This is a genomic window from Pseudomonas sp., from assembly GCF_040514055.1.
Lineage (GTDB): Bacteria > Pseudomonadota > Gammaproteobacteria > Pseudomonadales > Pseudomonadaceae > Aquipseudomonas.
The window spans coordinates 138,223-158,637 of sequence record NZ_JBEVDL010000047.1 but is presented as its reverse complement, the minus strand read 5'-3'; the positions used below and the strand labels follow the sequence as shown (position 1 = coordinate 158,637).

Here is a 20,415-nt window from a genome sequence, read left to right as displayed (position 1 = left end):
TCTAGTGGCCTGTTTGCTGAGTTCGACGATTTAATTGATCCCGTCACGGTGCAGGCCCAGCGGCTGTCTCGGCGCTGTTGGCGCTGGCCGGTGGCGCGGCGGGTTGCGTCGCCCGCAATGTGCGCCAGTGCGCCAGCACCGCCTCCGGGGCCCAGATTTGCGGCTCCGAGGCCTCGAAGCCATCGGCCTCCTCGCGTTCGGCCACATGGGTTTTGGCGATTTCGAAAGCCTTGGCCAGGTCATCGGTTTCCTGCAGGGCCTCGCCGAACAGCGCGCGGCCGAAATAGGTGAAGTCGCTCTCTTCCGAACAGCCGAACGAGACACGATCGGCGCGCGAAGCCGTCATCACCAGGGTCTTTTCATCCTTGAGTGCTGGGATGAAACCGCCCGAGTAACAGGCGGCGATCACCACCACCTTGAGGCGATCCTTGAGTGGCTGGAGCAATGCGGCCAGGTCGGCGGCTGGCAGGTTGGCCAGTTCCAGGCGTGGCTGGTTCAGCACCAACTGATGATCGGACGAGCCATGGCTGGTCAGGTAGATAAAGATCAGGTCCTCTTTGCCGCTGCGCTCGGCCAGCGCGCGAACACTACGCGCCAGGCTTTCGCGGGTGGCCACAGGGCGGTCGGCCAGGTGGTCGCGGTGATTGGCCAGGGTAATGTTGCCGTAGGCGGCGAAGCGCTCGCGCAGCAAGCGGCTGACATAGTCCGCCTCGCGCAGAAACACACTCTGATTGCCGTCACCGGCCAAGGTCAGGCTATAGAGCTCCATCGCCGGGGTGGAGGCGGGCAGCGCGGCGATCACCTGTTGCAGCAACTGACCCTGCTCCAGCAGGCCAATCTCCAGCGGGTCGGCCAAGGATTGGTCTTGGGCGTCGCGAATGCGTCGGCCGTTCTGCCAGGTACCTGCCTGTACACTGCCGTCGCTCAAGGTCAGGGTGCCGAGACCGTCGTACTCGCCGTGGGCGAAGTGGCCCTTGAAGCGGCTGCCGTCCGCCATGCTCAATTCGCCCAGGCCATGGTAGCGCCAGGCACGGAAGCGGCCCTGGTAACGACTGCCATCCGCGCCGATGAATTCGCCTTCACCGTGCAGCGCGCCGTCCTTGAAACGTCCCAGCCAGACCTGGCCCTGGGCGTCCTCGTAGCGGCCCTTGCCATGGTAGCGGTCATTACGAAAGCCGCCGCTGTAGTGGTCACCATCACTGCCGACGAAACTGCCTTCGCCGTTCAACAGGCCACGAGTAAAGGTGCCACTGAAGCGGTTGCCTGCGCCGTCGCTGCGCAGCCCTTCGCCGTCGAGCTGGCCGCGCACGAATCGGCCCTGGTAACTTTGCCCCTCGGCCCATTCGAGCTTGCCCAGGCCGTGGTAGAGGTTGGCTTGAAAGCCACCGCGGTAGCTGATGCCCGCACGCGTCAGCTGGCCTTCGCCGTCCATGTCGCCGAGGGTGAAGGCGCCCTCGTAGCGACTGCCATCCGCCCGTTCAAGAATACCGATGCCGTGGAACTGACCGAGGTGAAACTGGCCTTGGTAGTGCTCGCCGTGAGTCCCCTGCCACTCGCCGCTGCCCTCGGCTTGACCATCCTTGAACTGACCGGCGTACCAGCTGCCGTTGCTGTAGTCGATGCGGCCCTGGCCCTGGAGCAGGCCATTGACCACTTCGCCACGGTAACGGCCACCATCGGGCAATACGGCATTGGGAGGAAGCAAGGACTCGCCGTTGCCGCAGGCGGTCAATAGCAGGGCGAGACCCAGGGGAGCGAACAACTGGCGCATCATCGGCATTCCGGCGGCAAGGACGGCGTGCAGTATGCCGCAAAGCGCCGCGCGGGCGCGTCGCGCCGGGTAAAAAACGGGGGGCAACGCCCCCGTGGCGGGAAGGGTCAGCGGCTGAAACAGGCTTCAGACAAAGAACAAACTCAGCGTCTCGGCGATGTAGGCGGGTTTTTCCTCGCCTTCGATTTCCAGTTCGGCACGGGCCTTGAGCAACCACTGCCCAGGTTTTTTCTCGGTGACTTCCAGCAGGGTCAGGCCCAGGCGTACTCGGGCGTTGACCTTGACCGGCTGGATAAAGCGCACGCTGTCCAGGCCATAGTTGACGGCCATTTTCATGCCGGTGGGCATCAGCATCAGGTTTTCCGTCAGCTTCGGCAGCAACGACAGCGAGAGGAAACCATGGGCGATGGTGCTGCCAAAGGGGGTCAGCTTGGCTTTTTCCGGATCGACGTGAATGAATTGATGATCGCCGGTGCACTCGGCGAATTGGTTGATTCGCTCCTGGTCAATGGTGATCCACTCCGAATGCCCCAGGTGTTTGCCAACGTGGTCTTGCAGTTCTGTCGCGGGTACGAACGGCATAGTTTCTCCTTATGGAGTCGGTTTGTTATTTTTGTGGTGAACGTCGCAGTCGCTAGATCAGCATGGGTGCCGCCGTGGGTCAAGTACGCTGCTTTGGCCGAATGATGGGTTATGGGCCATTGCTTAGCCTGCTTATAATGAAGCGCTGTCTATGTATGCCGCGACCGTTCGGGTGCGCGGCGGGAGGAGCGGGCATGTTGTTACGCGGTCTGACCTGGCTGGTGCTGTTCCAACTGCTCGGCAGTGCGCTGACGGTCCTGCTGCTGCCGATGCTGCCGGGGCCGATCATCGGCCTGGTGTTGCTGTTCGGTTTTCTGCTGCTGCGCGGGGAAGTGGGGGAGCCACTGACCGTGGCCGCCAGTGGTCTGCTGCGATACCTGCCGCTGCTGCTGGTGCCGGCGGCGGTCGGGGTGATGGCGTATGCCGCGGCCATTGCCGCCGATTTCTGGGCCGTGGTCGGCGCCTTGGTGTTGTCGCTGATCCTGTCCCTGGCCTTCACCGGCTGGCTGATGCAGCGACTGATCGAGCGCCAGGCCCGCCGCCAGGAGCGTTCATGAGCCTGGCCTGGCAGCCCGCCTGGCAGGCGCTGATCCACCATCCCTTGTTTGGCGTGGGCCTGACCCTGGGTGCCTATCAACTGGCGCTGGTCGGTTATGAGCGGACTCGTTGGGTCTTTCTGCAACCGGTCTTGGTGTCGATGCTGATGGTGATCGCGGTGCTGCTGGCCTGCGGCTTGGACTATGCCGAGTATCGCAAGAGCGCTGAGGTGCTGACGGTCTTTCTGGGGCCTGCCACCGTGGCCCTGGCGGTGCCGCTGTACCTCAACCTGCGGCGCATCCGCCAGCTGTTCTGGCCGACACTGGTGACCCTGTTGATCGGCGGCGTGGTCGCGACGTTGCTGGGCGTGGCCCTCGCGTATGGCTTCGGCGCCGAGCCGCAGATGTTGATGAGCATGGCACCCAAGTCGGTGACATCGCCAATCGCCATGCTGGTCGCCGACCAGATTGGTGGCATCGCGGCGCTGGCGGCGGTATTCGTATTGATCACCGGGGTGATCGGCGCCATCCTCGGTCCCGAGCTGTTGCGTCGACTGGGCGTGCAGCACCATGCTGCGCTGGGCATGGCCCTGGGCCTGACTGCCCACGCGGTGGGCACCGCGCGAGCCCTGCAGATCAGCGAGGAATGTGGTGCCTTTGCCGCCCTCGGCATGAGTCTGATGGGGGTGGCGACTGCGGTATTGTTGCCGCTGGCCGTGGCGCTGGTGGTGTGATGCATACACAGATTTTGAGGGCTTCTCAATGAGCTCAGCGCTGTATCCACTGTTTCCACTCAATACCGTGTTGCTGCCGGGTTGCGTGCTGGACTTGCAACTGTTCGAGGCGCGTTACCTGGACATGCTTAGCGCCTGCCTGAAGCGCGGCGAAGGGTTTGGGGTGGTCTGCCTGGTCGAGGGGGCCGAGGTGGGGCCTGCGGCTGAGCGGTTCGCCGGGATCGGCTGCGAGGCCTTGATTCGCGACTGGCAGCAGCGCCCCAACGGCTTGTTGGGCGTACGGGTCGAAGGCGGGCGACGCTTCCAGGTCGAGCGCGCCGAGGTGCAGCGTGACCAGTTGACCCTGGCCGAGGTGCGTTGGCGGGAAGCGCCCGAGGAGCGTCCGTTGCTGGAGGAACACGCCGATTTGGCGGCGCTGCTCGGCGCCCTGGCCGAACATCCGATGGTGGCCGATCTGGGCATGGGCCAGGCGCCGGTTGGCCAATGGGCATTGGCCAACCAACTGGCCTACCTGCTGCCTTTCACCCCGGCGCAGAAACTGCAACTGCTGATGCAAGACGATCCACTGCAGGGCTTGGCCCACGTCCAGGCCCTGCTCGATCAGCTGCAAGGCGAAATGACCGCTTAGGCGTTGACGGAGCAAGAGGTTTCCCTCCGGCGCAGATTAGTCTTACGCGGCATGGGTATCGCTGCGCTCAACTTACGCGCCCCCACCTACGCGGCCCGACCCCTCCTACGATTCGCGCAGCGACTCCAGTACCGGCACCGGCACTGGTTCGTAGCGGTATTGCTGCACTGCTTGCGGCAAGGCCCAGGTGGCGGCGGCACCCAGCAGCGCCAGGCAGGCCGGCGCCAGGAGCCACCAGACCCGGGCCGAGAGCGCGGGCATGCGTTGCTGCCGCTGCAGCAGGAACAGCCCGCTGGCACAGATGCCGCTCGCCAGCAACGCACCGGCGAGTATGTCCGTTGGCCAATGCACCCCCAGGTAAACCCGCGACAGTGCGATCGACAAGGCCGGCAGGCTGGCCAGCAGCAGCCAGGTCACCCGCAGGCGCGCTGGTTGACCACGTCCGGCCAGCACGCCCAGCACCAGGAAAAACGCGAAGGCCGCCGAGCTATGGCCGCTGGGGAAGCTGTAGGTGCTCAGTGGTTCGAGCAACACCTCGGGGCGCACCCTGGCGAACGACATCTTCAACAGGCCATTGGCCAGGGCCGTGCACAGCAGTGCGGTGCCGGCGAACAGCGCGGCGCGCCATTGACGGGCGATCAGCAGCACGGCGGTCAATAGCGCACCAACGGCCAGTTGCGTGGAGAAGTCGCCTAGGCGGGTGACCACGACCATCAACGAATCCAGGCCCGGGGTGCGCGCGGCCTGGACCAGGGCCATCAGCCCTTGGTCGAAATGGCTCAGGTGTGGAAAGCCGGCAAACAAACCCGCCAGTAACAGCAGGCTCAGGCCGGCCGCCACCTGTGTGGTCGCCGGGCGTTCACGCAGGCTGCTGTGCAGGCACAGGCCGATCAACAACGCCAGTCCACCGGCCACCACTGCTGCCTCGCGCCAGAACCCCTCGGGCAATGGCAGCCGCAGCGCCGCGCCGGTGGCCCAGCCGGGCACGATATAGGCCACTGCCCAGCCGGCCGCCGCCAACAGGCTGACCGCGACAAAGCGCCCGAAGGGCATGTCGAGCATGCCGGCGACCATCGGCAGCATGGGCCGCAACGGGCCGATATAACGACCGAGCAACAGGCTGACCACGCCATAGCGGCGGAAGTACAGCTCGGCGTTGCCAATCCATTCCGGGTGGTGGCGCAGGCCAGGCAGGCGCCGGATGTTCTGGTGGAAGCGCCGGCCGAGTCCATAGGACAGCAGGTCCCCGAGCACGCCGCCGGCATATGCCAGCAGCAGCGTCTGACCCAGGGTCAGGGCGCCGCTGCCGGCCAGCACGCAGACGCTGAACAGCAGCAATACGCCGGGCACCACGATGCCGATTATGGCCAGGCACTCGATGCAGGCGATCACGAAAATAGCGACGCCCAGCCACTCGGGATGGGCGCCGAGCCAGCCGGTCAGGTTGCCGAGCCATTCGCTCATGGGGTGGGGTCCTGGGGGGTAAGGAGAAAGAAGTTGCGGCCGGGCAACTGGCCTCGGCGCAGCGGGCTGCGAGTGCATTGATCGGCGTGAGCCGCCTCGACGAAGCGATAGGCCAAGTGCTCGTCGCGTCCGCTGGGGATACCCAGGCGCCGGGTTTGCAGGACCGGACCGGGGGCTTCGTCGAGGTCGTCGATGAAAAACCGCAGAGGGTCGAAGCGGCGTGCGTTCCACTGCGCCACTTTCAGGCCCAGGGCCTTGCACAGCAAGGTCTGGCCGCTGCACAGGCGTTCCGGGGGGCGGGGTTGCCCACGCGCATCGGGGTTGTTGCGCTGCATGCGCTGCACACTGTCGGGGCCGCTGATGCTGTCCTGCCAAAGCCTCCCGGCCTTGATCAGTACGGCATTGCCGGCACCCTGCACGCTGATGTTCAGGCTGTCGCCGCCGCGGGCGTAGTACAGGTAGAGGTGCCCCGGCGGCATAAACATGGCGCGCCTAGAGGGGGTGGCGCCGAGGGAGGAGTGGCTGCCTTTTTCATTCAGGTAGTACGCCTCGGTTTCGATGATGCGCGCACTCAGCCACAGGTCGTCGACCCGGTGGCGCAGCACCTTGCCCAGCAGGGTCCGGGCGACCTGCTGCGCATCGCGATCGAAAAACGCGTCCGGCAAAGGCCGGGCGCCTGACCAGGGCAAACTAAGGGTGGGAAGCGGTGGCATGGGCTGTCACTGACTACGGCTAGGGCATAGGCTGAGGCGATGATAACAAGAAGAGCCTGAACCATGTCTGAACGAACCCGGGTGGACAGCGCTCATATCAGCCCCAGTGCCCACTACACCGGTTATGTCTGGTATCGCCATCGATTGTCCGAGCCGGCCTTTGCCACCTCGATGGGGCGTTCGGTGCATGCATTGTTGCGACCGCTGACCTGGGGGGCGCGCCGGCTGTTCGGGCTGGATATCGAGCAGTTGCTGCTGCAGCGCCATCTGACCATCGATGCCTGTCTGAGTGCGGCGATCGAGCAGGGCGGTGTCCGCCAGGTGGTGGAGATTGCCTGTGGTCTGTCGCCGCGCGGACGTCGTTTCACCCAGCGCTACGCGCAACTGCGCTACCTGGAGGCCGACCTGCCGCCCATGGCGGCGCGCAAGCGCCTGCTGTTGCACGGCGCCGGTTGGCTGGGCGGGCAACATCAGGTGCGAGGGGTGGATATCCTCGCCGCGCAAGGGCCGCTGAGCCTGGCCGAGCTGCTGGCCGGGCTGGATCATAACGAGCCGGTACTGGTGATCACCGAGGGGCTGGTCAACTACTTCGAACTGCCGGTGATCGAGGCGTTCTGGGCGCGGCTGGCCGAACTGCTCGGGCAATTTCCGACAGCCACCTACCTGACCGAGCTGTACCCGGACTTGCGCGAGCATCCGCGCTACCGCCAGCTGCGCTGGGGGGTCGGGTTGATCGGGCGCCTGACCCGCGGCAACTACCCGCTGCACTACCGTGACGATCGGCAGATTGCCGAGGGGTTCGAGCGCTGTGGATTCCCGTCCGTGCGGGTGCTGGACCCGGCGCAGCGGGTCGCGTCCCTGGGGCTCTTGGCCATGCGTGGGCCGGGTCTGGTGCGGGTGGTCGAAGCGCGTCTTGGCGGCTAATTCGGTCGCTGGGCTCAGGCGCAGGCGCTGGCTACCTCGTCCGGTTGCAGCGCGACGGCCAATGCGGCGGCCAGTGCGGCGCTGGCGTCGGCGTCGGTATGGGTGAAGACGAAGCTCAGCGTCTGATCGTACCGGCGCAGCGGCAGCAGGGCCAGCGCGGGTCCGTCGGGCAGCAGCAGCTGCCAGCCGCGCGCCGGCCAGTCGGCGGGCCAGTCGGCGCGCAGGCGTCCGCCGAAAAAGCCCAGTTCCAGGACCTGCGCGGCACAGTCGCCGCCGGCCGCATGCCGCAGGCGAGCACCGGGGTTGAGGGGCGCGCGGCGAGGCCCATGGCGTTTATCCAGGGTCAGCCACTGTCGCCGGGGCAGGCGGGTGCTGCCTGGGGCGGTCCGCGGTAGCGGCTGGCCGTTCAAGAAGGGGCGATAGAGGTCGGCGCAGGCAGCTGGTCGTTCGAATTGGGCCAGGTGATCGGCGTGATGGATCAGCACGCAATCGGCATCGGCGCAGGCGGCGGCGAAACGCGCGTGCTCCCAGGGCTGGGTGAAGTGGTCGTGCTCCCCGACCAGCAACAGCGTGGGGCATTGTGGGTGCTGGGTGAACCCCGGGAAGTCGAGCAGGCGTTGGGTATTTTGCCGATAGCGCTCCACTTCATGCGGCGACAGCCGCAGCAATTGACGCAGCAGGGCCCTGCGAAAACCCGTCGGCACCCCGGTCGCGGCTTGCTGCAGCGGGTTGAGCAGGCCGGTCAGTGCGCCTTGGGCGAAGCGCTGGACCTCGCCTTCGGCCAGCAAGGCCAGGCCTTCTTCCAGCAGGCGGCGGGCGCCGTCGCGGGCGCAGGTACTGATGCCGCACAGCAACAGCCGAGCACAGCGCTGGGGATGGCGGACGGCGAACAGGGCGGCGAGCGCCGAGCCATAGGAGAGCCCGATGGGCATCAGCGCGGGCAGTTGCAGACGCTCGGCGAACAGCCCGATCAGGTCGGCCAGGTGCGCCAGACTCAACTCGGGCGCCAACTGCAGGTTGCCGCCCTGGCTAGGCAGGTCGAGCAGAATGACCGGGTGCTCGTCGAGCAGGGTGGCGACTTCGCCGCTGAAGGCGCGAAAGCGCTGGAAGGCGCCGCCGAGCAGCAGCACCGGGGGGCGCGGGTCGTCGGCCTGGCGGGCAAACGCCAGGTATTGCAGGTGCCAGGGGCCGAGCCGCAGCGAGCGCGGCGCCTGGTCCAGCGCGGCGCTGTGGTAGTCGGTACGGTAGTGCATGGCGAATACCCCGGCGGTGGCCAATGCGCACGGTAAACAGCCCTCGGTGCTTTGGTTACCCATCCTTCGGGCGGCGGCGGTGGTTGGGGGTTACCGCTGCGCGTGGGTGCGTTACCGTCGCGCGCAAACTGCGTTGCGCGACCATTTGCCCGGCAGCGCTGGGCTTGCGCGGGCTGCGCCGGTATAATCAGTCCCTTTTCTTGCAGCCAGACCACCGAGACCATGACAGAGTCCGTGCTCGACTATATGAATCGCCTGGGCCAGGCGGCCCGCGAAGCGTCGCGGCAGATTGCCCGCGCCAGCACCGCGCAGAAAAACCGCGCCCTGCTGGCCACCGCGCGGGCCCTGGATGCGGCCCGCGATGCCCTGAGTGTGGCCAATCAGCTGGACCTCGCCGCGGGTCGTGCCAGTGGCCTGGAACCGGCCCTGCTCGAGCGCCTGGAACTGACCCCCGCACGCATCGACGGCATGCTCGAAGGCTTGCGCCAGGTCGCGGCCCTGCCTGACCCGGTCGGCGCCATCAGTGACATGAGTTACCGCCCTTCGGGTATCCAGGTCGGCAAAATGCGCGTGCCGCTGGGCGTGATCGGCATCATCTACGAGTCGCGTCCGAACGTGACCATTGACGCCGCCAGCCTCTGCCTGAAGTCGGGTAACGCCACGATCTTGCGCGGGGGCTCCGAGGCCATTCACTCCAATCGCGCCATTGCCGCCTGCGTACAGCAAGGCCTGGTCGAGGCTGAATTGCCCGCGGCCGCGGTCCAGGTGGTGGAAACCACTGACCGCGCCGCCGTTGGCGCGCTGATCAGCATGCCCGAGTTCGTCGATGTCATAGTGCCGCGTGGCGGCCGCAGCCTGATCGAGCGGGTCAGCCGCGAGGCGCGGGTGCCGGTGATCAAACACCTCGATGGCATTTGCCACGTGTACGTCGATGCCTTGGCGGACCTGCCCAAGGCCCAGCGCATCGCCTTCAACGCCAAGTGTTACCGTTACGGCATCTGCGGCGCGATGGAAACCCTGTTGGTCGAGCAGAGTGTGGCGGCGGCCTTTCTTCCGTCCATGGCGGCCATGTACCTGGAAAAGGGCGTCGAGTTGCGCGGCTGTGAGCGCACCCGTGGGCTGATCGAGGCACTGCCGGCCGACGAGGATGACTGGCGCACCGAATACCTCGGTCCGATCCTGTCGATCCGCGTGGTCGACGGCCTGGACCAGGCCATCGAGCATATCAACCACTACGGGTCGCATCACACCGACGCCATCGTCACCGAGCACCAGGGGCACGCCCGGCGGTTTCTCGCCGAGGTCGACTCCAGCTCGGTGATGCTCAACGCCCCGACCTGTTTTGCCGACGGTTTCGAGTACGGGCTGGGGGCGGAAATCGGCATTTCGACGGACAAACTTCACGCCCGTGGTCCGGTCGGGTTGGTTGGCCTGACTTGCGAGAAGTACGTGGTGATCGGTGACGGTCAGCTGCGTGGTTAAGCGCATCGGCGTGCTGGGTGGCACCTTCGACCCGATTCACATCGGCCATTTGCGCGGTGCGATCGAAGTCGCCGAACAATTTGCCCTGGATCAGCTGCGGTTGCTGCCCAATGCCCGTCCGCCGCACCGCGGCGCGCCACAGGTGGCGGCGGCGGACCGTCTGGCGATGGTCGCGTGCGCGGTGGCCGATGTGCCGCAGCTACGGGTTGATGACCGCGAACTGCGCCGTGACACGCCGTCCTACAGCATCGAGACCCTGGAATCGTTGCGGGCCGAGCTGGCCAGCGACGACCAACTTTTTTTACTGTTGGGCTGGGACGCCTTTTGCGGCTTGCCGACCTGGCACCGCTGGGAGGCCTTGCTCGATCACTGCCATATCCTGGTGCTGCAACGCCCGGATGCCGATAGCGAGGCTCCCGAGGCTCTGCGGGACCTGCTGGCCGCCCGCAGTGTCAGCGATCCGCAGGCCCTGCAGGGGCCAGGCGGGCAAATCGCATTCGTCTGGCAGACACCGCTGGCGGTCTCCGCCACGCAGATCCGTGCCCAGCTGGCCAGCGGCAAGTCGGTGAGGTTTCTGGTGCCCGATGCCGTTCTGGCTTACATCCATGCGCACGGATTGTACCGTGCGTGAATTACCTGCGAGTCACACGAGTTACCTATGAAGAATAAACAAATGCCGAGCGCCGACCTGGTCAAGGTGGCTATCGCCGCGCTGGAAGACATCAAGGCGCAGGACATCGTCACTATCGATGTGCGCGAAAAGACCAGCATCACCGACTATATGGTGATCGCCAGCGGTACCTCCAATCGCCATGTCAAATCGCTGATCGACAATGTGCTGGAAAAGGTCAAGGAAAAGGGCGTGCGTCCTTTGGGCAGCGAAGGCCTGGACACCGGCGAGTGGGCATTGCTCGACCTGGGCGATATCGTCGTGCATGTGATGTTGCCGACCGCCCGCCAGTTCTACGACCTTGAGCGCCTGTGGCAGGGCGCCGAGCAGAGCCGGGCGCAGTTCAGCCCCGAGCAATTCAACAACGAACCCGAGTAAGGTTCGCCGTTGCGCTTGCGTCTGATCGCCGTCGGCTCGCGCATGCCGCGCTGGGTGGAAGAGGGTTGGCAGGAATATGCCAAGCGTCTGCCCGCCGAGCTGCCGCTGGACCTGGTCGAGATCGGGCTGCATACCCGTGGCAAGAATGCCGATGTGGCGCGCCTGATCCGCCAGGAAGGCGAAGCCATGCTCGGCAAAGTGCAGGCGGGCGAGAAGATCGTCACCCTGGAGGTCGAGGGACGGCCCTGGAGTACCGAGCAATTGGCCCGTGAACTGGAGAAGTGGCGCCTGGAGGCGCGCACCGTCAACCTGATGGTTGGAGGTCCGGAGGGCCTGGCACCCGAGGTCACGGCGCGCAGCGAACAGCGCTGGTCGTTGTCGCCCCTGACCCTGCCCCATCCCTTGGTGCGCATCCTGATCGGCGAACAGATTTACCGGGCTTGGACGGTCTTGTCCGGGCATCCGTACCATAAGTGATCTAGATGCCGCAGCCGATCCACCTCAAGGACCACGAAAAGGACGCCCGTCATGTGCGTCAGCGGGTGATCGTCGGCGCCGTGGTGCTGTTGCTGCTCACCGCGCTGCTGATCGCGCGGCTGTATTTTCTGCAGGTGGTGCAGTACGAGTACCACTCGACCCTGTCGGAGAACAACCGTGTCCATGTGCAGCCGTTACCGCCCACGCGGGGAGTGATCTTCGACCGCAATGGGGTGATCATCGCCGATAACCGGCCCAGTTTCAGTCTGACCGTGACCCGTGAGCGCGCCGGCGACTGGCAGCAGGTGCTGGATGTGATAGTGCAGGTGCTGGAGCTGCCGGCCGAGGAGCGGGCGCTTTTCGAAAAGCGGGTGCGCCAGGGGCGGCGTCCCTTCGAACCGGTGCCGGTGTTGTTCGAGTTGAGCGAGGAGCAGATCGCCCGGGTGGCAGTGAATCAGTTCCGCCTGCCGGGGGTCGAGGTGGTGGCGCAATTGGTGCGTCATTATCCCCAGGGCGAGCATTTTGCCCATGCCCTGGGGTATGTCGGGCGGATCAACGAAGCGGAGATGAAGACCCTCGATTCGGTGGATTACAGCGGCACGCATCATATTGGCAAGACCGGTATCGAGCGGTTTTACGAACAGCAGCTGCACGGTGAAGTGGGCTACGAAGAGGTCGAGACCAACGCCCGTGGCCGAGTGCTGCGGGTGCTCAAGCGCACCGATCCGACGCCCGGCAAGGACCTGGTGTTGACCCTGGACATGCGCCTGCAGGAGGCCGCGGAAAAGGCCCTGGCCGGACGCCGGGGTTCGATCGTGGCAATCCAGCCCTCTACCGGCGATGTGCTGGCGATGGTCAGTCTGCCCAGCTTCGACCCCAACCTGTTCGTCACCGGTATCGGCTTCAAGGCCTACGCCGAGCTGCGTGACTCCATCGACCGGCCCCTGTACAACCGGGTGCTGCGTGGTTTGTACCCGCCGGGCTCGACCATCAAGCCGATGATGGCGGTGGCGGGGCTGGATGCCGGGGTGGTCACGCCGGACACGCGGGTGTTCGATCCGGGTTTCTATCAATTGCCCAACTACGACCACAAGTACCGCAACTGGAACCGCAGTGGTGACGGTTGGGTGAACCTGGAGATGGCCATCATGCGCTCCAACGACACTTATTTTTACGACCTGGCGCATAAGATGGGCATCGACCGTATGCACGCTTACATGGACCGTTTTGGCATCGGCCGCCAGGTGTCATTGGATATGTTCGAAGAGGCGCCAGGCCTGATGCCATCGCGGGAGTGGAAGCGCGCACGCTATCGTCAGGCCTGGTACCCGGGCGAAACCTTGATTCTCGGCATCGGTCAGGGCTACATGCAAACTACCCCGCTGCAGTTGGCGCAGGCCACTGCGCTGATGGCTAACCGTGGGCGTTGGATCCGCCCGCACTTGGCCAAGTCCATCGAGGGCGAGGCGCCGGTCGACCCCTCGCCCGTGCCCGATATCCAGTTGCGCGACCCCAAGTTCTGGGACTACGCCCGTTTTGGCATGGAGCAGGTGATGCATGGCCCGCGCGGTACCGCGCGCAAAGTGGGCGACACGGCCGTTTATCGTATCGCCGGCAAGAGCGGCACGGCTCAGGTGGTGGCGATCAAGCAAGGTGAGAAATATGACCGCTCCAAGGTGCAGGAACGTCATCGCGACCATGCCCTGTTTATTGCGTTTGCCCCGGCGGATAACCCGCAGATCGCGGTGGCGGTGATGGTCGAGAACGGCGAATCGGGTTCGGGGGTGGCGGCGCCGGTGGTCAAACAGGTGATGGACGCTTGGTTGCTTGACGAGAACGGCCAGCTCAAGGCCGAGTTCGCCCCGCCGGGGACTGCGCCAGTGCCCGTGGTGCCGGTCAAGCAGCCGGTGCAGCCATGAGCAGCGGTTTCGATCGAAGCCTGTCCAGCGAGGATGTGCTGCGCCGGCGCTCCAGCCTGTTGCAGCGCCTGCATATCGATGGGCTGTTGTTGCTGTTGCTGCTGGTGCTCGCGGCGGGCGGCCTGTTCGTGCTTTATTCGGCCAGCGGCAAGAATTGGGATCTGTTGATCAAACAGGCCACTTCATTCGGCCTTGGCCTGGTGCTGATGCTGGTAATTGCCCAATTCGAGCCGCGCTTTATGGCGCGTTGGGTGCCCTTGGCCTACGTGATGGGGCTGGCGCTGCTGGTGGTGGTGGATGTCATCGGCCATAACGCCATGGGCGCGACACGCTGGATCAATATCCCAGGGGTGATTCGCTTTCAGCCCTCTGAATTTATGAAGCTGATCATGCCGGCCACGATCGCCTGGTACCTGGCCAAGCGCAGCCTGCCGCCGCGCCTCAAGCATATCGGTATCAGCCTGGCGCTGATCGGTATTCCCTTCGGGCTGGTGGTCCGCCAGCCGGACTTGGGGACCGCGTTGCTGATCCTGGCCTCGGGCTGTTTCGTGATGTTCGTCGCCGGCCTGCGCTGGCGCTGGATCCTCGGCGCGGTGGCGGCGGTGGTGCCGATCGCCGTGGGCATGTGGTACTTCGTGTTGCTGCAGTATCAGCGTCAGCGCGTGTTGACCTTCCTCGACCCGGAAAGCGATCCCCTGGGGACCGGCTGGAATATCATTCAGTCCAAGGCGGCGATCGGTTCGGGCGGTGTGTTCGGCAAGGGGTGGTTGCTGGGCACCCAGTCCCACCTGGATTTTTTGCCGGAAAGCCATACGGACTTTATCATTGCGGTCCTCGGTGAAGAATTCGGGTTGGTGGGCATCTGTGTCCTGTTGCTGGTTTACCTGCTGCTGATCGGACGCGGCTTGGTTATTACTGTCCAGGCACAGACGCTCTTCGGTAAGCTGCTCGCCGGCGGCCTGACGATGACCTTCTTCGTCTACGTGTTCGTTAATATCGGCATGGTCAGTGGCCTGCTGCCGGTGGTAGGGGTGCCCCTGCCGTTTATCAGTTACGGCGGCACCTCGATGGTGACGCTGCTCTGCGGGTTTGGAATTCTAATGGCGATCCACACGCATCGTAAGTGGATCGCTCAGGTGTGATCAGGTGAATAGTGCAATGTTGACAATGCGTCGCTGGGCAACTCGAAAAGTACAGTGGGTCGGTTTGACGGCCCTGCTGAGCGCTGCTCCGGTGGCCAGCGGTGCCGACTATGTGGGCTCGCCGCAGGTCGCCGAATTCATTGCGGAGATGACGCGCGACTACGGTTTCGCGGCCGAACAACTGGTCGAACTGTTTGGCCAGGCCCAGCGCAAACAGGTGATCCTCGATGCGATTTCGCGCCCAGCGGAAAAAGTCAAACCCTGGAAAGACTATCGACCAATTTTCCTGACCGATGCCCGGATCAAACGTGGCGTGGATTTCTGGCGGGAACACGAGGAGGACTTGGCGCGTGCCGAAAAGGCCTACGGGGTGCCTGCGCAGGTGATCGTCTCGATTATCGGCGTGGAGACCTTCTATGGGGGCAACACCGGTAATTACCGGGTGCTCGACGCGCTCTCGACCCTGGCCTTCGATTACCCGCCGCGGGCGCCGTTCTTCCGCCAGCAACTCAAGGAGTTCCTGCTGCTCAGCCGCGAAGAACAGGTCGATCCGCTGACCCTCAAGGGGTCCTACGCGGGGGCGATGGGTCTGCCGCAATTTATGCCGAGCAGTTTTCGCGCTTACGCGGTGGATTTCGACAATGATGGCCATATCGATATCTGGGGCAACCCGACCGATGCCATCGGCAGCGTGGCCAGCTATTTCAAGCACCATGGCTGGAAGGCGGGCCTGCCGGTCGTGAGTCAAGCCGACGTCAAGGGGGCACAGGCCGATCAGGGCCTTACCGAAGGCATCGAACCGGTGAAGAACGTCGGACAACTGCGGGCATTGGGCTGGTCCAGCCACGATGCGCTGGGCGATGACCTGCGCGTGACCGCATTTCGCCTGGAGGCAGCTGGCGGTCCCGAATACTGGCTGGGTCTGCCCAATTTCTATGCCATTACCCGCTACAACCGCAGCGTGATGTACGCCATGGCGGTGCACCAACTATCCGAATCGCTGGTCAAAGCACGGGGTTTCAAGTGATGCGTTCCACACCCTTTACCTTGGCCGCCGGTGCCACCCTCGCGTTGGCCCTGGCCAGTTGCTCCTCGAGCCGAACTCCGCAACCGGTGGCCCCGGTCAAGCAGGGCGGAGCGGTCTCCGGCCCCGGTGATTTCAGTCGTCCGCATCGCGACGGTGCGCCCTGGTGGGACGTGGACGTCTCGCGCATTCCGGACGCGGTGCCCATGCCGCACTATGGGCCGGTCAAGGCCAACCCCTATACCGTGCTGGGGCAGACCTATTATCCGATCAATGATGCCCGGCGCTACCGGGCCAGTGGCACCGCGTCCTGGTACGGCACCAAGTTCCATGGGCAGGCCACGGCCAATGGCGAAGCCTACGACCTGTATGGCATGACCGCCGCGCACAAGACCCTGCCGCTGCCCAGCTATGTGAGGGTGTCCAACCTGGACAACGGCACGAGCGTGATACTGCGGGTCAACGACCGTGGCCCGTTCTATTCCGACCGTATCATCGACCTGTCCTTCGCCGCGGCGAAAAAGCTCGGCTATGCCGAGAGCGGCACGGCCCGGGTCAAGGTCGAGGGGATCGATCCCAGTGAATGGTGGGCGCAGCAGGGACGGCCGATGCCCATGGTGTTGGCGGGGCCGAAAATGGCCACGTCGCAGCCGGTGACCAATGGCCCGATGACCATGGGAGCGTCCATCGAACAGTATTCGCCGCCCGCTCAGCAGCATGCCGCGGCCGTGCTGCCGGTGCAGATCGACGCAAAAAAAAACGATTCAGTCGGAGCATCTGGCCTGTTTCTCCAGGTGGGCGCCTTCGCCAATCCGGACGCTGCGGAACTTCTCAAGGCCAAGTTGAGCCAGACAGTCAGTGCCACGGTGTTTATCAACTCGGTGGTGCGCAACCAACAGATCCTGCACCGGGTTCGCCTGGGACCGATCAGCACTCAGGATGAGGTCCAGCAGGTGCAGCAGAGCGTGCGGCTGGCCCGCCTGGGCGATCCGACCCTGGTCAAGGCCGAGTGATAGACCGTTAGGCCCGGCCCCCGAGGCCGTCCACAGGGTCGTGGAACAGGCAGCTCGGCGCATGGCGCGCCGGCTGCAGAACTTCAATCAGCTTTCGAGAGACGGATGAATATCACCAGTTTGACCCAACGCCTGTGCCTGCTCGTCCTGCTGATCGTGTTGCCTGCCGCCCAGGCTGCCGAGCAGGTGGTGCCGGCTCCGCCGCAATTGGCTGCCACCGCGTATGTGCTGATGGATGCCGTCAGCGGCAACGTGCTGGTGCAAAATAACGGTGATCAGCGCCTGCCGCCTGCCAGCCTGACCAAGCTGATGACTGCCTATATGGCGACACTGGAGATCCGTCGCGGGCAGATCAGCGAAAGCGACTTGGTGACGATCAGTGAAAACGCCTGGCGTACTGGCGGCTCGCGGATGTTTATCCAGGTCGGCACCCAGGTCTCGGTCAGCGACCTGCTGCACGGCATCATCATCCAGTCCGGCAACGACGCCAGCGTGGCCATCGCCGAGCACATCGCCGGCAGCGAGGGGGCGTTCGTCGACATGATGAACACCACGGCCCAGCGCCTGGGCATGAGCAACAGCCACTTTATGAACGCCACCGGCCTGCCGGATCCGGAGCATTATTCCTCGGCGGCCGACATGGCCAAGCTGGCACGGGCAATCATCTACGAAGACCCCGAGCACTACGCCATCTACTCGCAGAAGGAATTCTTCTGGAACAACATCAAGCAACCGAATCGCAACCTGCTGCTGTGGCGCGACAAGACAGTGGATGGCCTGAAAACCGGCCATACCGAAGAGGCCGGCTTTTGCCTGGTGTCCTCGGCGGTGCGGGACGGCATGCGTTTGATTACCGTGGTCTTCGGCACCAACAGCGAACAGGCGCGCGCGGCGGAAACCCAGAAACTGCTGACCTACGGTTTCCGTTTCTTTGAAACCCAGACCTTCTACAAGAAGGGCGAGGAGTTGGCCCAGGCGGTGGTATGGAAGGGCGCCAGTCGCCAGGTGAAAGCCGGCCTGGCCCAGGACCTGACCATCAGCATGCAGAAGGGCCAGGCGAAGAACCTCAAGGCCGAGACGCTGTTGACCCCGCAACTGGTGGCACCGATCGCCCAAGGCGCGGTGATCGGCAAAGTCGAGGTCAAGCTGGGTGACAAACTGGTGCAGAGCGCCGACCTGATCGCGCTGGAAGCGGTCGAGGAAGGCGGTTTCTTCCGTCGCCTGTGGGACGGTATCCGCCTGTTCTTCTTCGAGCTGTTCAACTAATCGCACGTGCGCGCGTGGCCGGCCCTGTGGCTCGGCGCGCGTGCCCCTGGTGGATCCGACCATGACCGATGTGCAAAACGTAACCATCGAACTGCCTTGCGAGGCCTACCCGATCAAGGTCATCGGCGACGCCGGCGAAGGCTTCGCCGAGCTGGTGATCGCCACGGTGCGGCCGCATGCGCCGGGCCTGGACCCCAGCACCATGGTCTTGCGCGACAGTCGCAATGGCCGTTACCAGACGGTGCAGTTGCTGATCACCGCCACCAGTATCGAACAACTGCAGGACATCAATAGTGCGTTGCGTGCCACTGGCCGCGTGCATATGGTGCTCTGATGTCGGCTCTGGGGGTTCGCGAACTGGGCGTGCAGGACTACGAGCCGACCTGGCGGGCCATGCAACGCTTCACCGACACCCGCGAGCCGTCGACCGCCGACCAGATCTGGCTGCTCGAGCACCCGTCGGTGTTCACCCAGGGGCAGGCCGGCAAGGCCGAACACCTGCTGGTCCCCGGCGCTATCCCGGTGGTCAAGGTCGATCGCGGTGGCCAGGTCACCTATCACGGTCCTGGCCAACTGGTCGCGTACCTGCTGCTGGACGTGCGGCGCCTGGGGTTCGGCGTGCGTGAGTTGGTCAATCGCATCGAGGCCAGCTTGATCGGCCTGCTTGCCGAGTACGGCGTCGACGCCCAGGCCCGCGCTGATGCACCGGGTGTCTACGTGGGCGAGGCGAAAATCGCCTCGTTGGGCCTGCGGATCCGCAACGGGCGTTCGTTCCATGGCTTGGCGCTGAACGTCGACATGGACCTGCAGCCCTTTCAGCGCATCAACCCTTGCGGTTATGCCGGATTGGCCATGACTCAGTTGGCGGACCTGGTGGCCGCTCCGATAGAATTTGCCGAGGTACGTGCCCGCATGCGCGCGCAGCTCGTCAGACACCTTGACTACGCTGAACAGACGACCCTAACGGGCGGAATCGAATCGCTATGAGCACTGTTGTGGAAGCCGGCAAAGGCCCGGCCAAGGTGGAAGTCGGGGTCAAGCTGCGCGGCGCCGAAAAGATGGCCCGTATCCCGGTGAAGATCCTGCCCACCGAAGAACTGCCGCGTAAACCGGACTGGATCCGCGTGCGCGTACCGGTCTCCCCCGAGGTCGACCGGATCAAGCAGCTGCTGCGCCAGCACAAGCTGCACAGCGTCTGCGAGGAAGCCTCCTGCCCGAACCTGGGCGAGTGTTTCTCCGGCGGCACCGCGACCTTTATGATCATGGGCGACATCTGCACCCGGCGTTGCCCGTTCTGCGACGTCGGCCACGGTCGGCCCAAGCCGCTGGATGCCAACGAGCCGAAAAGCCTGGCCCTGGCCATCGCCGACCTGCGCCTGAAATACGTGGTGATCACCTCGGTGGACCGCGACGACCTGCGCGACGGCGGCGCCCAGCATTTCGCCGACTGCCTGCGCGAGATCCGCGCGCTGTCGCCGGGCGTGCAGCTCGAGACCCTGGTGCCGGACTACCGCGGGCGCATGGACGTAGCCCTGGCGATCACCGCCGCCGAGCCGCCGGACGTGTTCAACCACAACCTGGAAACCGTGCCGCGGCTGTACAAGGCGGCGCGCCCGGGGTCGGACTTCGAGTGGTCGTTGGACCTGCTGCAGAAGTTCAAGGCCCTGGTGCCCCAGGTGCCGACCAAGTCCGGGTTGATGCTGGGCCTGGGCGAGACCGACGCCGAAGTGGTCGAGGTGATGCAGCGCATGCGCGAGCACGAGATCGACATGCTCACCCTTGGCCAGTACCTGCAACCCTCGCGCAGCCACCTGCCGGTGCAGCGTTTCGTGCACCCGGACCAGTTCGCCTGGTTCGCCGAGGAAGGCGCGCGGATGGGCTTCAAGAACGTCGCCTCCGGCCCGCTGGTGCGTTCGTCCTACCACGCCGACCAGCAGGCCCACGGCGCCAAGGGCGTCGCGTAGGATGGGTTAGCGGCGCAGCTGAAGGACCGCCAACCTCCGCCAATGCCCACCGCCGTGTAACCCATCGAAGGGTCCACGCGATGGGTATCGCTGCGCTCAACCCAGCCTACGGATCATGGGGCCGCGTAGGATGGGTTAGCGGCACAGCTGCCGGACCGCCACCCCCGCCAATGCCCACCGCCGCGTCACCCATCGAGGGGTCCACGCGATGGGTATCGCTGCGCTCAACCCAGCCTACGGATCATGGGGCCGCGCAGGATGGGTTAGTGGCACAGCTGCCGGACCGCCAACCCCCTGCCAATGCCCGCCGCCGCGTAACCCATCGAGGAGGTCAAGCGATGGGTATCGTTGCGCTCAACCCAGCCTACGGATCATGGGGCCGCGCAGGATGGGTTAGCGGCGCATCTGACGGACCGCCGACCCACGCCACTGCCCGTCGCCGCGTAACCCATCGAGGGGTCCACGCGATGGGTAT

General features: G+C 64.8%; 21 protein-coding genes. 16 read left to right on the top strand and 5 right to left on the bottom strand.

The window, feature by feature from the left end:
• Window positions 1-43: 43 nt before the first annotated feature.
• Window positions 44-1,771, bottom strand: coding sequence for a C13 family peptidase (locus ABWY06_RS11910; RefSeq protein ID WP_353925776.1), 1,728 nt, complete (start codon window positions 1,769-1,771; stop codon window positions 44-46).
• 126 nt (window positions 1,772-1,897) lie between these two features.
• Window positions 1,898-2,353, bottom strand: coding sequence for a MaoC family dehydratase (locus ABWY06_RS11905; protein ID WP_353925775.1), 456 nt, complete (start codon window positions 2,351-2,353; stop codon window positions 1,898-1,900).
• Window positions 2,354-2,547: 194 nt separating this feature from the next.
• Between ABWY06_RS11905 and ABWY06_RS11900 the strand changes: the two genes are divergently transcribed.
• The 3 genes from ABWY06_RS11900 to ABWY06_RS11890 are packed head-to-tail and all read left to right on the top strand — an operon-like array spanning window position 2,548 to window position 4,251.
• Window positions 2,548-2,910, top strand: coding sequence for a CidA/LrgA family protein (locus ABWY06_RS11900; RefSeq protein WP_353925774.1), 363 nt, complete (start codon window positions 2,548-2,550; stop codon window positions 2,908-2,910).
• A complete protein-coding gene (locus ABWY06_RS11895; protein ID WP_502948190.1) occupies window positions 2,907-3,623 on the top strand; it encodes an LrgB family protein in 717 nt (238 codons plus the stop codon). The genes ABWY06_RS11900 and ABWY06_RS11895 overlap by 4 nt, the downstream gene beginning before the upstream one ends.
• Before the next feature lie 28 nt (window positions 3,624-3,651).
• On the top strand, window positions 3,652-4,251 hold the full coding sequence (locus tag ABWY06_RS11890) for an LON peptidase substrate-binding domain-containing protein (RefSeq protein WP_353925773.1): 600 nt from the start codon (window positions 3,652-3,654) through the stop codon (window positions 4,249-4,251).
• A gap of 105 nt (window positions 4,252-4,356) precedes the next feature.
• Here the strand turns inward: ABWY06_RS11890 and ABWY06_RS11885 are convergent, their stop codons facing one another.
• Window positions 4,357-5,715 carry a bifunctional DedA family/phosphatase PAP2 family protein gene (locus ABWY06_RS11885; protein WP_353925772.1) on the bottom strand — a complete coding sequence of 453 codons (1,359 nt, stop codon included), beginning with the start codon at window positions 5,713-5,715 and terminating at the stop codon, window positions 4,357-4,359.
• Window positions 5,712-6,428, bottom strand: coding sequence for a DNA-3-methyladenine glycosylase (locus tag ABWY06_RS11880; RefSeq protein ID WP_353925771.1), 717 nt, complete (start codon window positions 6,426-6,428; stop codon window positions 5,712-5,714). The genes ABWY06_RS11885 and ABWY06_RS11880 overlap by 4 nt, the downstream gene beginning before the upstream one ends.
• 63 nt (window positions 6,429-6,491) lie before the next feature.
• Between ABWY06_RS11880 and ABWY06_RS11875 the strand changes: the two genes are divergently transcribed.
• Window positions 6,492-7,352 (top strand): class I SAM-dependent methyltransferase, encoded by an 861-nt coding sequence (locus tag ABWY06_RS11875; RefSeq protein WP_353925770.1) that lies wholly within the window; start codon window positions 6,492-6,494, stop codon window positions 7,350-7,352.
• 14 nt (window positions 7,353-7,366) lie between these two features.
• Here the strand turns inward: ABWY06_RS11875 and ABWY06_RS11870 are convergent, their stop codons facing one another.
• Window positions 7,367-8,605, bottom strand: coding sequence for an alpha/beta fold hydrolase (locus ABWY06_RS11870; protein WP_353925769.1), 1,239 nt, complete (start codon window positions 8,603-8,605; stop codon window positions 7,367-7,369).
• A 186-nt stretch (window positions 8,606-8,791) separates the two neighbouring features.
• Between ABWY06_RS11870 and ABWY06_RS11865 the strand changes: the two genes are divergently transcribed.
• The 12 genes from ABWY06_RS11865 (at window position 8,792) to lipA (ending at window position 19,940) form a co-directional block, all read left to right on the top strand.
• On the top strand, window positions 8,792-10,087 hold the full coding sequence (locus ABWY06_RS11865) for a glutamate-5-semialdehyde dehydrogenase (RefSeq protein ID WP_353925793.1): 1,296 nt from the start codon (window positions 8,792-8,794) through the stop codon (window positions 10,085-10,087).
• On the top strand, window positions 10,080-10,718 hold the full coding sequence (gene nadD / locus ABWY06_RS11860; RefSeq protein ID WP_353925768.1) for a nicotinate-nucleotide adenylyltransferase: 639 nt from the start codon (window positions 10,080-10,082) through the stop codon (window positions 10,716-10,718). Before ABWY06_RS11865 ends, nadD begins: the two co-directional genes overlap by 8 nt.
• A gap of 42 nt (window positions 10,719-10,760) precedes the next feature.
• Window positions 10,761-11,135, top strand: coding sequence for a ribosome silencing factor (rsfS, locus tag ABWY06_RS11855; RefSeq protein ID WP_353925792.1), 375 nt, complete (start codon window positions 10,761-10,763; stop codon window positions 11,133-11,135).
• A 9-nt stretch (window positions 11,136-11,144) separates the two neighbouring features.
• Window positions 11,145-11,612: a 23S rRNA (pseudouridine(1915)-N(3))-methyltransferase RlmH gene (rlmH, locus tag ABWY06_RS11850; RefSeq protein WP_353925767.1), complete on the top strand. Its 468-nt coding sequence runs from the start codon at window positions 11,145-11,147 to the stop codon at window positions 11,610-11,612.
• Window positions 11,613-11,617: 5 nt separating this feature from the next.
• A complete protein-coding gene (gene mrdA / locus ABWY06_RS11845) occupies window positions 11,618-13,531 on the top strand; it encodes a penicillin-binding protein 2 (protein ID WP_353925766.1) in 1,914 nt (637 codons plus the stop codon).
• 38 nt (window positions 13,532-13,569) lie between these two features.
• Entirely contained in the window at window positions 13,570-14,673 is a 1,104-nt protein-coding gene (gene rodA, locus ABWY06_RS11840) for a rod shape-determining protein RodA (protein ID WP_353925791.1), read from the top strand.
• A 16-nt stretch (window positions 14,674-14,689) separates the two neighbouring features.
• Window positions 14,690-15,700: a lytic murein transglycosylase B gene (mltB, locus tag ABWY06_RS11835; protein WP_353925765.1), complete on the top strand. Its 1,011-nt coding sequence runs from the start codon at window positions 14,690-14,692 to the stop codon at window positions 15,698-15,700.
• Window positions 15,700-16,710 carry a septal ring lytic transglycosylase RlpA family protein gene (locus ABWY06_RS11830; protein ID WP_353925764.1) on the top strand — a complete coding sequence of 337 codons (1,011 nt, stop codon included), beginning with the start codon at window positions 15,700-15,702 and terminating at the stop codon, window positions 16,708-16,710. The genes mltB and ABWY06_RS11830 overlap by 1 nt, the downstream gene beginning before the upstream one ends.
• A gap of 105 nt (window positions 16,711-16,815) precedes the next feature.
• Complete coding sequence (locus ABWY06_RS11825; RefSeq protein WP_353925763.1) at window positions 16,816-17,976, top strand: D-alanyl-D-alanine carboxypeptidase family protein; 1,161 nt, start codon at window positions 16,816-16,818, stop codon at window positions 17,974-17,976.
• A 61-nt stretch (window positions 17,977-18,037) separates the two neighbouring features.
• Window positions 18,038-18,310: a DUF493 domain-containing protein gene (locus ABWY06_RS11820; RefSeq protein WP_353925762.1), complete on the top strand. Its 273-nt coding sequence runs from the start codon at window positions 18,038-18,040 to the stop codon at window positions 18,308-18,310.
• Complete coding sequence (gene lipB, locus ABWY06_RS11815; RefSeq protein WP_502948189.1) at window positions 18,310-18,963, top strand: lipoyl(octanoyl) transferase LipB; 654 nt, start codon at window positions 18,310-18,312, stop codon at window positions 18,961-18,963. Before ABWY06_RS11820 ends, lipB begins: the two co-directional genes overlap by 1 nt.
• Complete coding sequence (lipA, locus tag ABWY06_RS11810) at window positions 18,960-19,940, top strand: lipoyl synthase (protein ID WP_353925761.1); 981 nt, start codon at window positions 18,960-18,962, stop codon at window positions 19,938-19,940. Before lipB ends, lipA begins: the two co-directional genes overlap by 4 nt.
• Window positions 19,941-20,415 lie beyond the last annotated feature (475 nt).

Coding starts and splice junctions, on each gene's coding strand:
- ABWY06_RS11825 (WP_353925763.1), top strand. CDS start 16,816: ATGAATATCACCAGTTTGACCCAACGCCTGTGCCTGCTCGTCCTGCTG.
- ABWY06_RS11880 (WP_353925771.1), bottom strand. CDS start 6,428: ATGCCACCGCTTCCCACCCTTAGTTTGCCCTGGTCAGGCGCCCGGCCT.
- ABWY06_RS11900 (WP_353925774.1), top strand. CDS start 2,548: ATGTTGTTACGCGGTCTGACCTGGCTGGTGCTGTTCCAACTGCTCGGC.
- ABWY06_RS11830 (WP_353925764.1), top strand. CDS start 15,700: ATGCGTTCCACACCCTTTACCTTGGCCGCCGGTGCCACCCTCGCGTTG.
- ABWY06_RS11905 (WP_353925775.1), bottom strand. CDS start 2,353: ATGCCGTTCGTACCCGCGACAGAACTGCAAGACCACGTTGGCAAACAC.
- ABWY06_RS11910 (WP_353925776.1), bottom strand. CDS start 1,771: ATGCGCCAGTTGTTCGCTCCCCTGGGTCTCGCCCTGCTATTGACCGCC.
- ABWY06_RS11885 (WP_353925772.1), bottom strand. CDS start 5,715: ATGAGCGAATGGCTCGGCAACCTGACCGGCTGGCTCGGCGCCCATCCC.
- ABWY06_RS11895 (WP_502948190.1), top strand. CDS start 2,907: ATGAGCCTGGCCTGGCAGCCCGCCTGGCAGGCGCTGATCCACCATCCC.
- ABWY06_RS11875 (WP_353925770.1), top strand. CDS start 6,492: ATGTCTGAACGAACCCGGGTGGACAGCGCTCATATCAGCCCCAGTGCC.
- ABWY06_RS11870 (WP_353925769.1), bottom strand. CDS start 8,605: ATGCACTACCGTACCGACTACCACAGCGCCGCGCTGGACCAGGCGCCG.
- mrdA (WP_353925766.1), top strand. CDS start 11,618: ATGCCGCAGCCGATCCACCTCAAGGACCACGAAAAGGACGCCCGTCAT.
- lipB (WP_502948189.1), top strand. CDS start 18,310: ATGTCGGCTCTGGGGGTTCGCGAACTGGGCGTGCAGGACTACGAGCCG.
- rsfS (WP_353925792.1), top strand. CDS start 10,761: ATGCCGAGCGCCGACCTGGTCAAGGTGGCTATCGCCGCGCTGGAAGAC.
- lipA (WP_353925761.1), top strand. CDS start 18,960: ATGAGCACTGTTGTGGAAGCCGGCAAAGGCCCGGCCAAGGTGGAAGTC.
- ABWY06_RS11890 (WP_353925773.1), top strand. CDS start 3,652: ATGAGCTCAGCGCTGTATCCACTGTTTCCACTCAATACCGTGTTGCTG.
- ABWY06_RS11820 (WP_353925762.1), top strand. CDS start 18,038: ATGACCGATGTGCAAAACGTAACCATCGAACTGCCTTGCGAGGCCTAC.
- mltB (WP_353925765.1), top strand. CDS start 14,690: ATGTTGACAATGCGTCGCTGGGCAACTCGAAAAGTACAGTGGGTCGGT.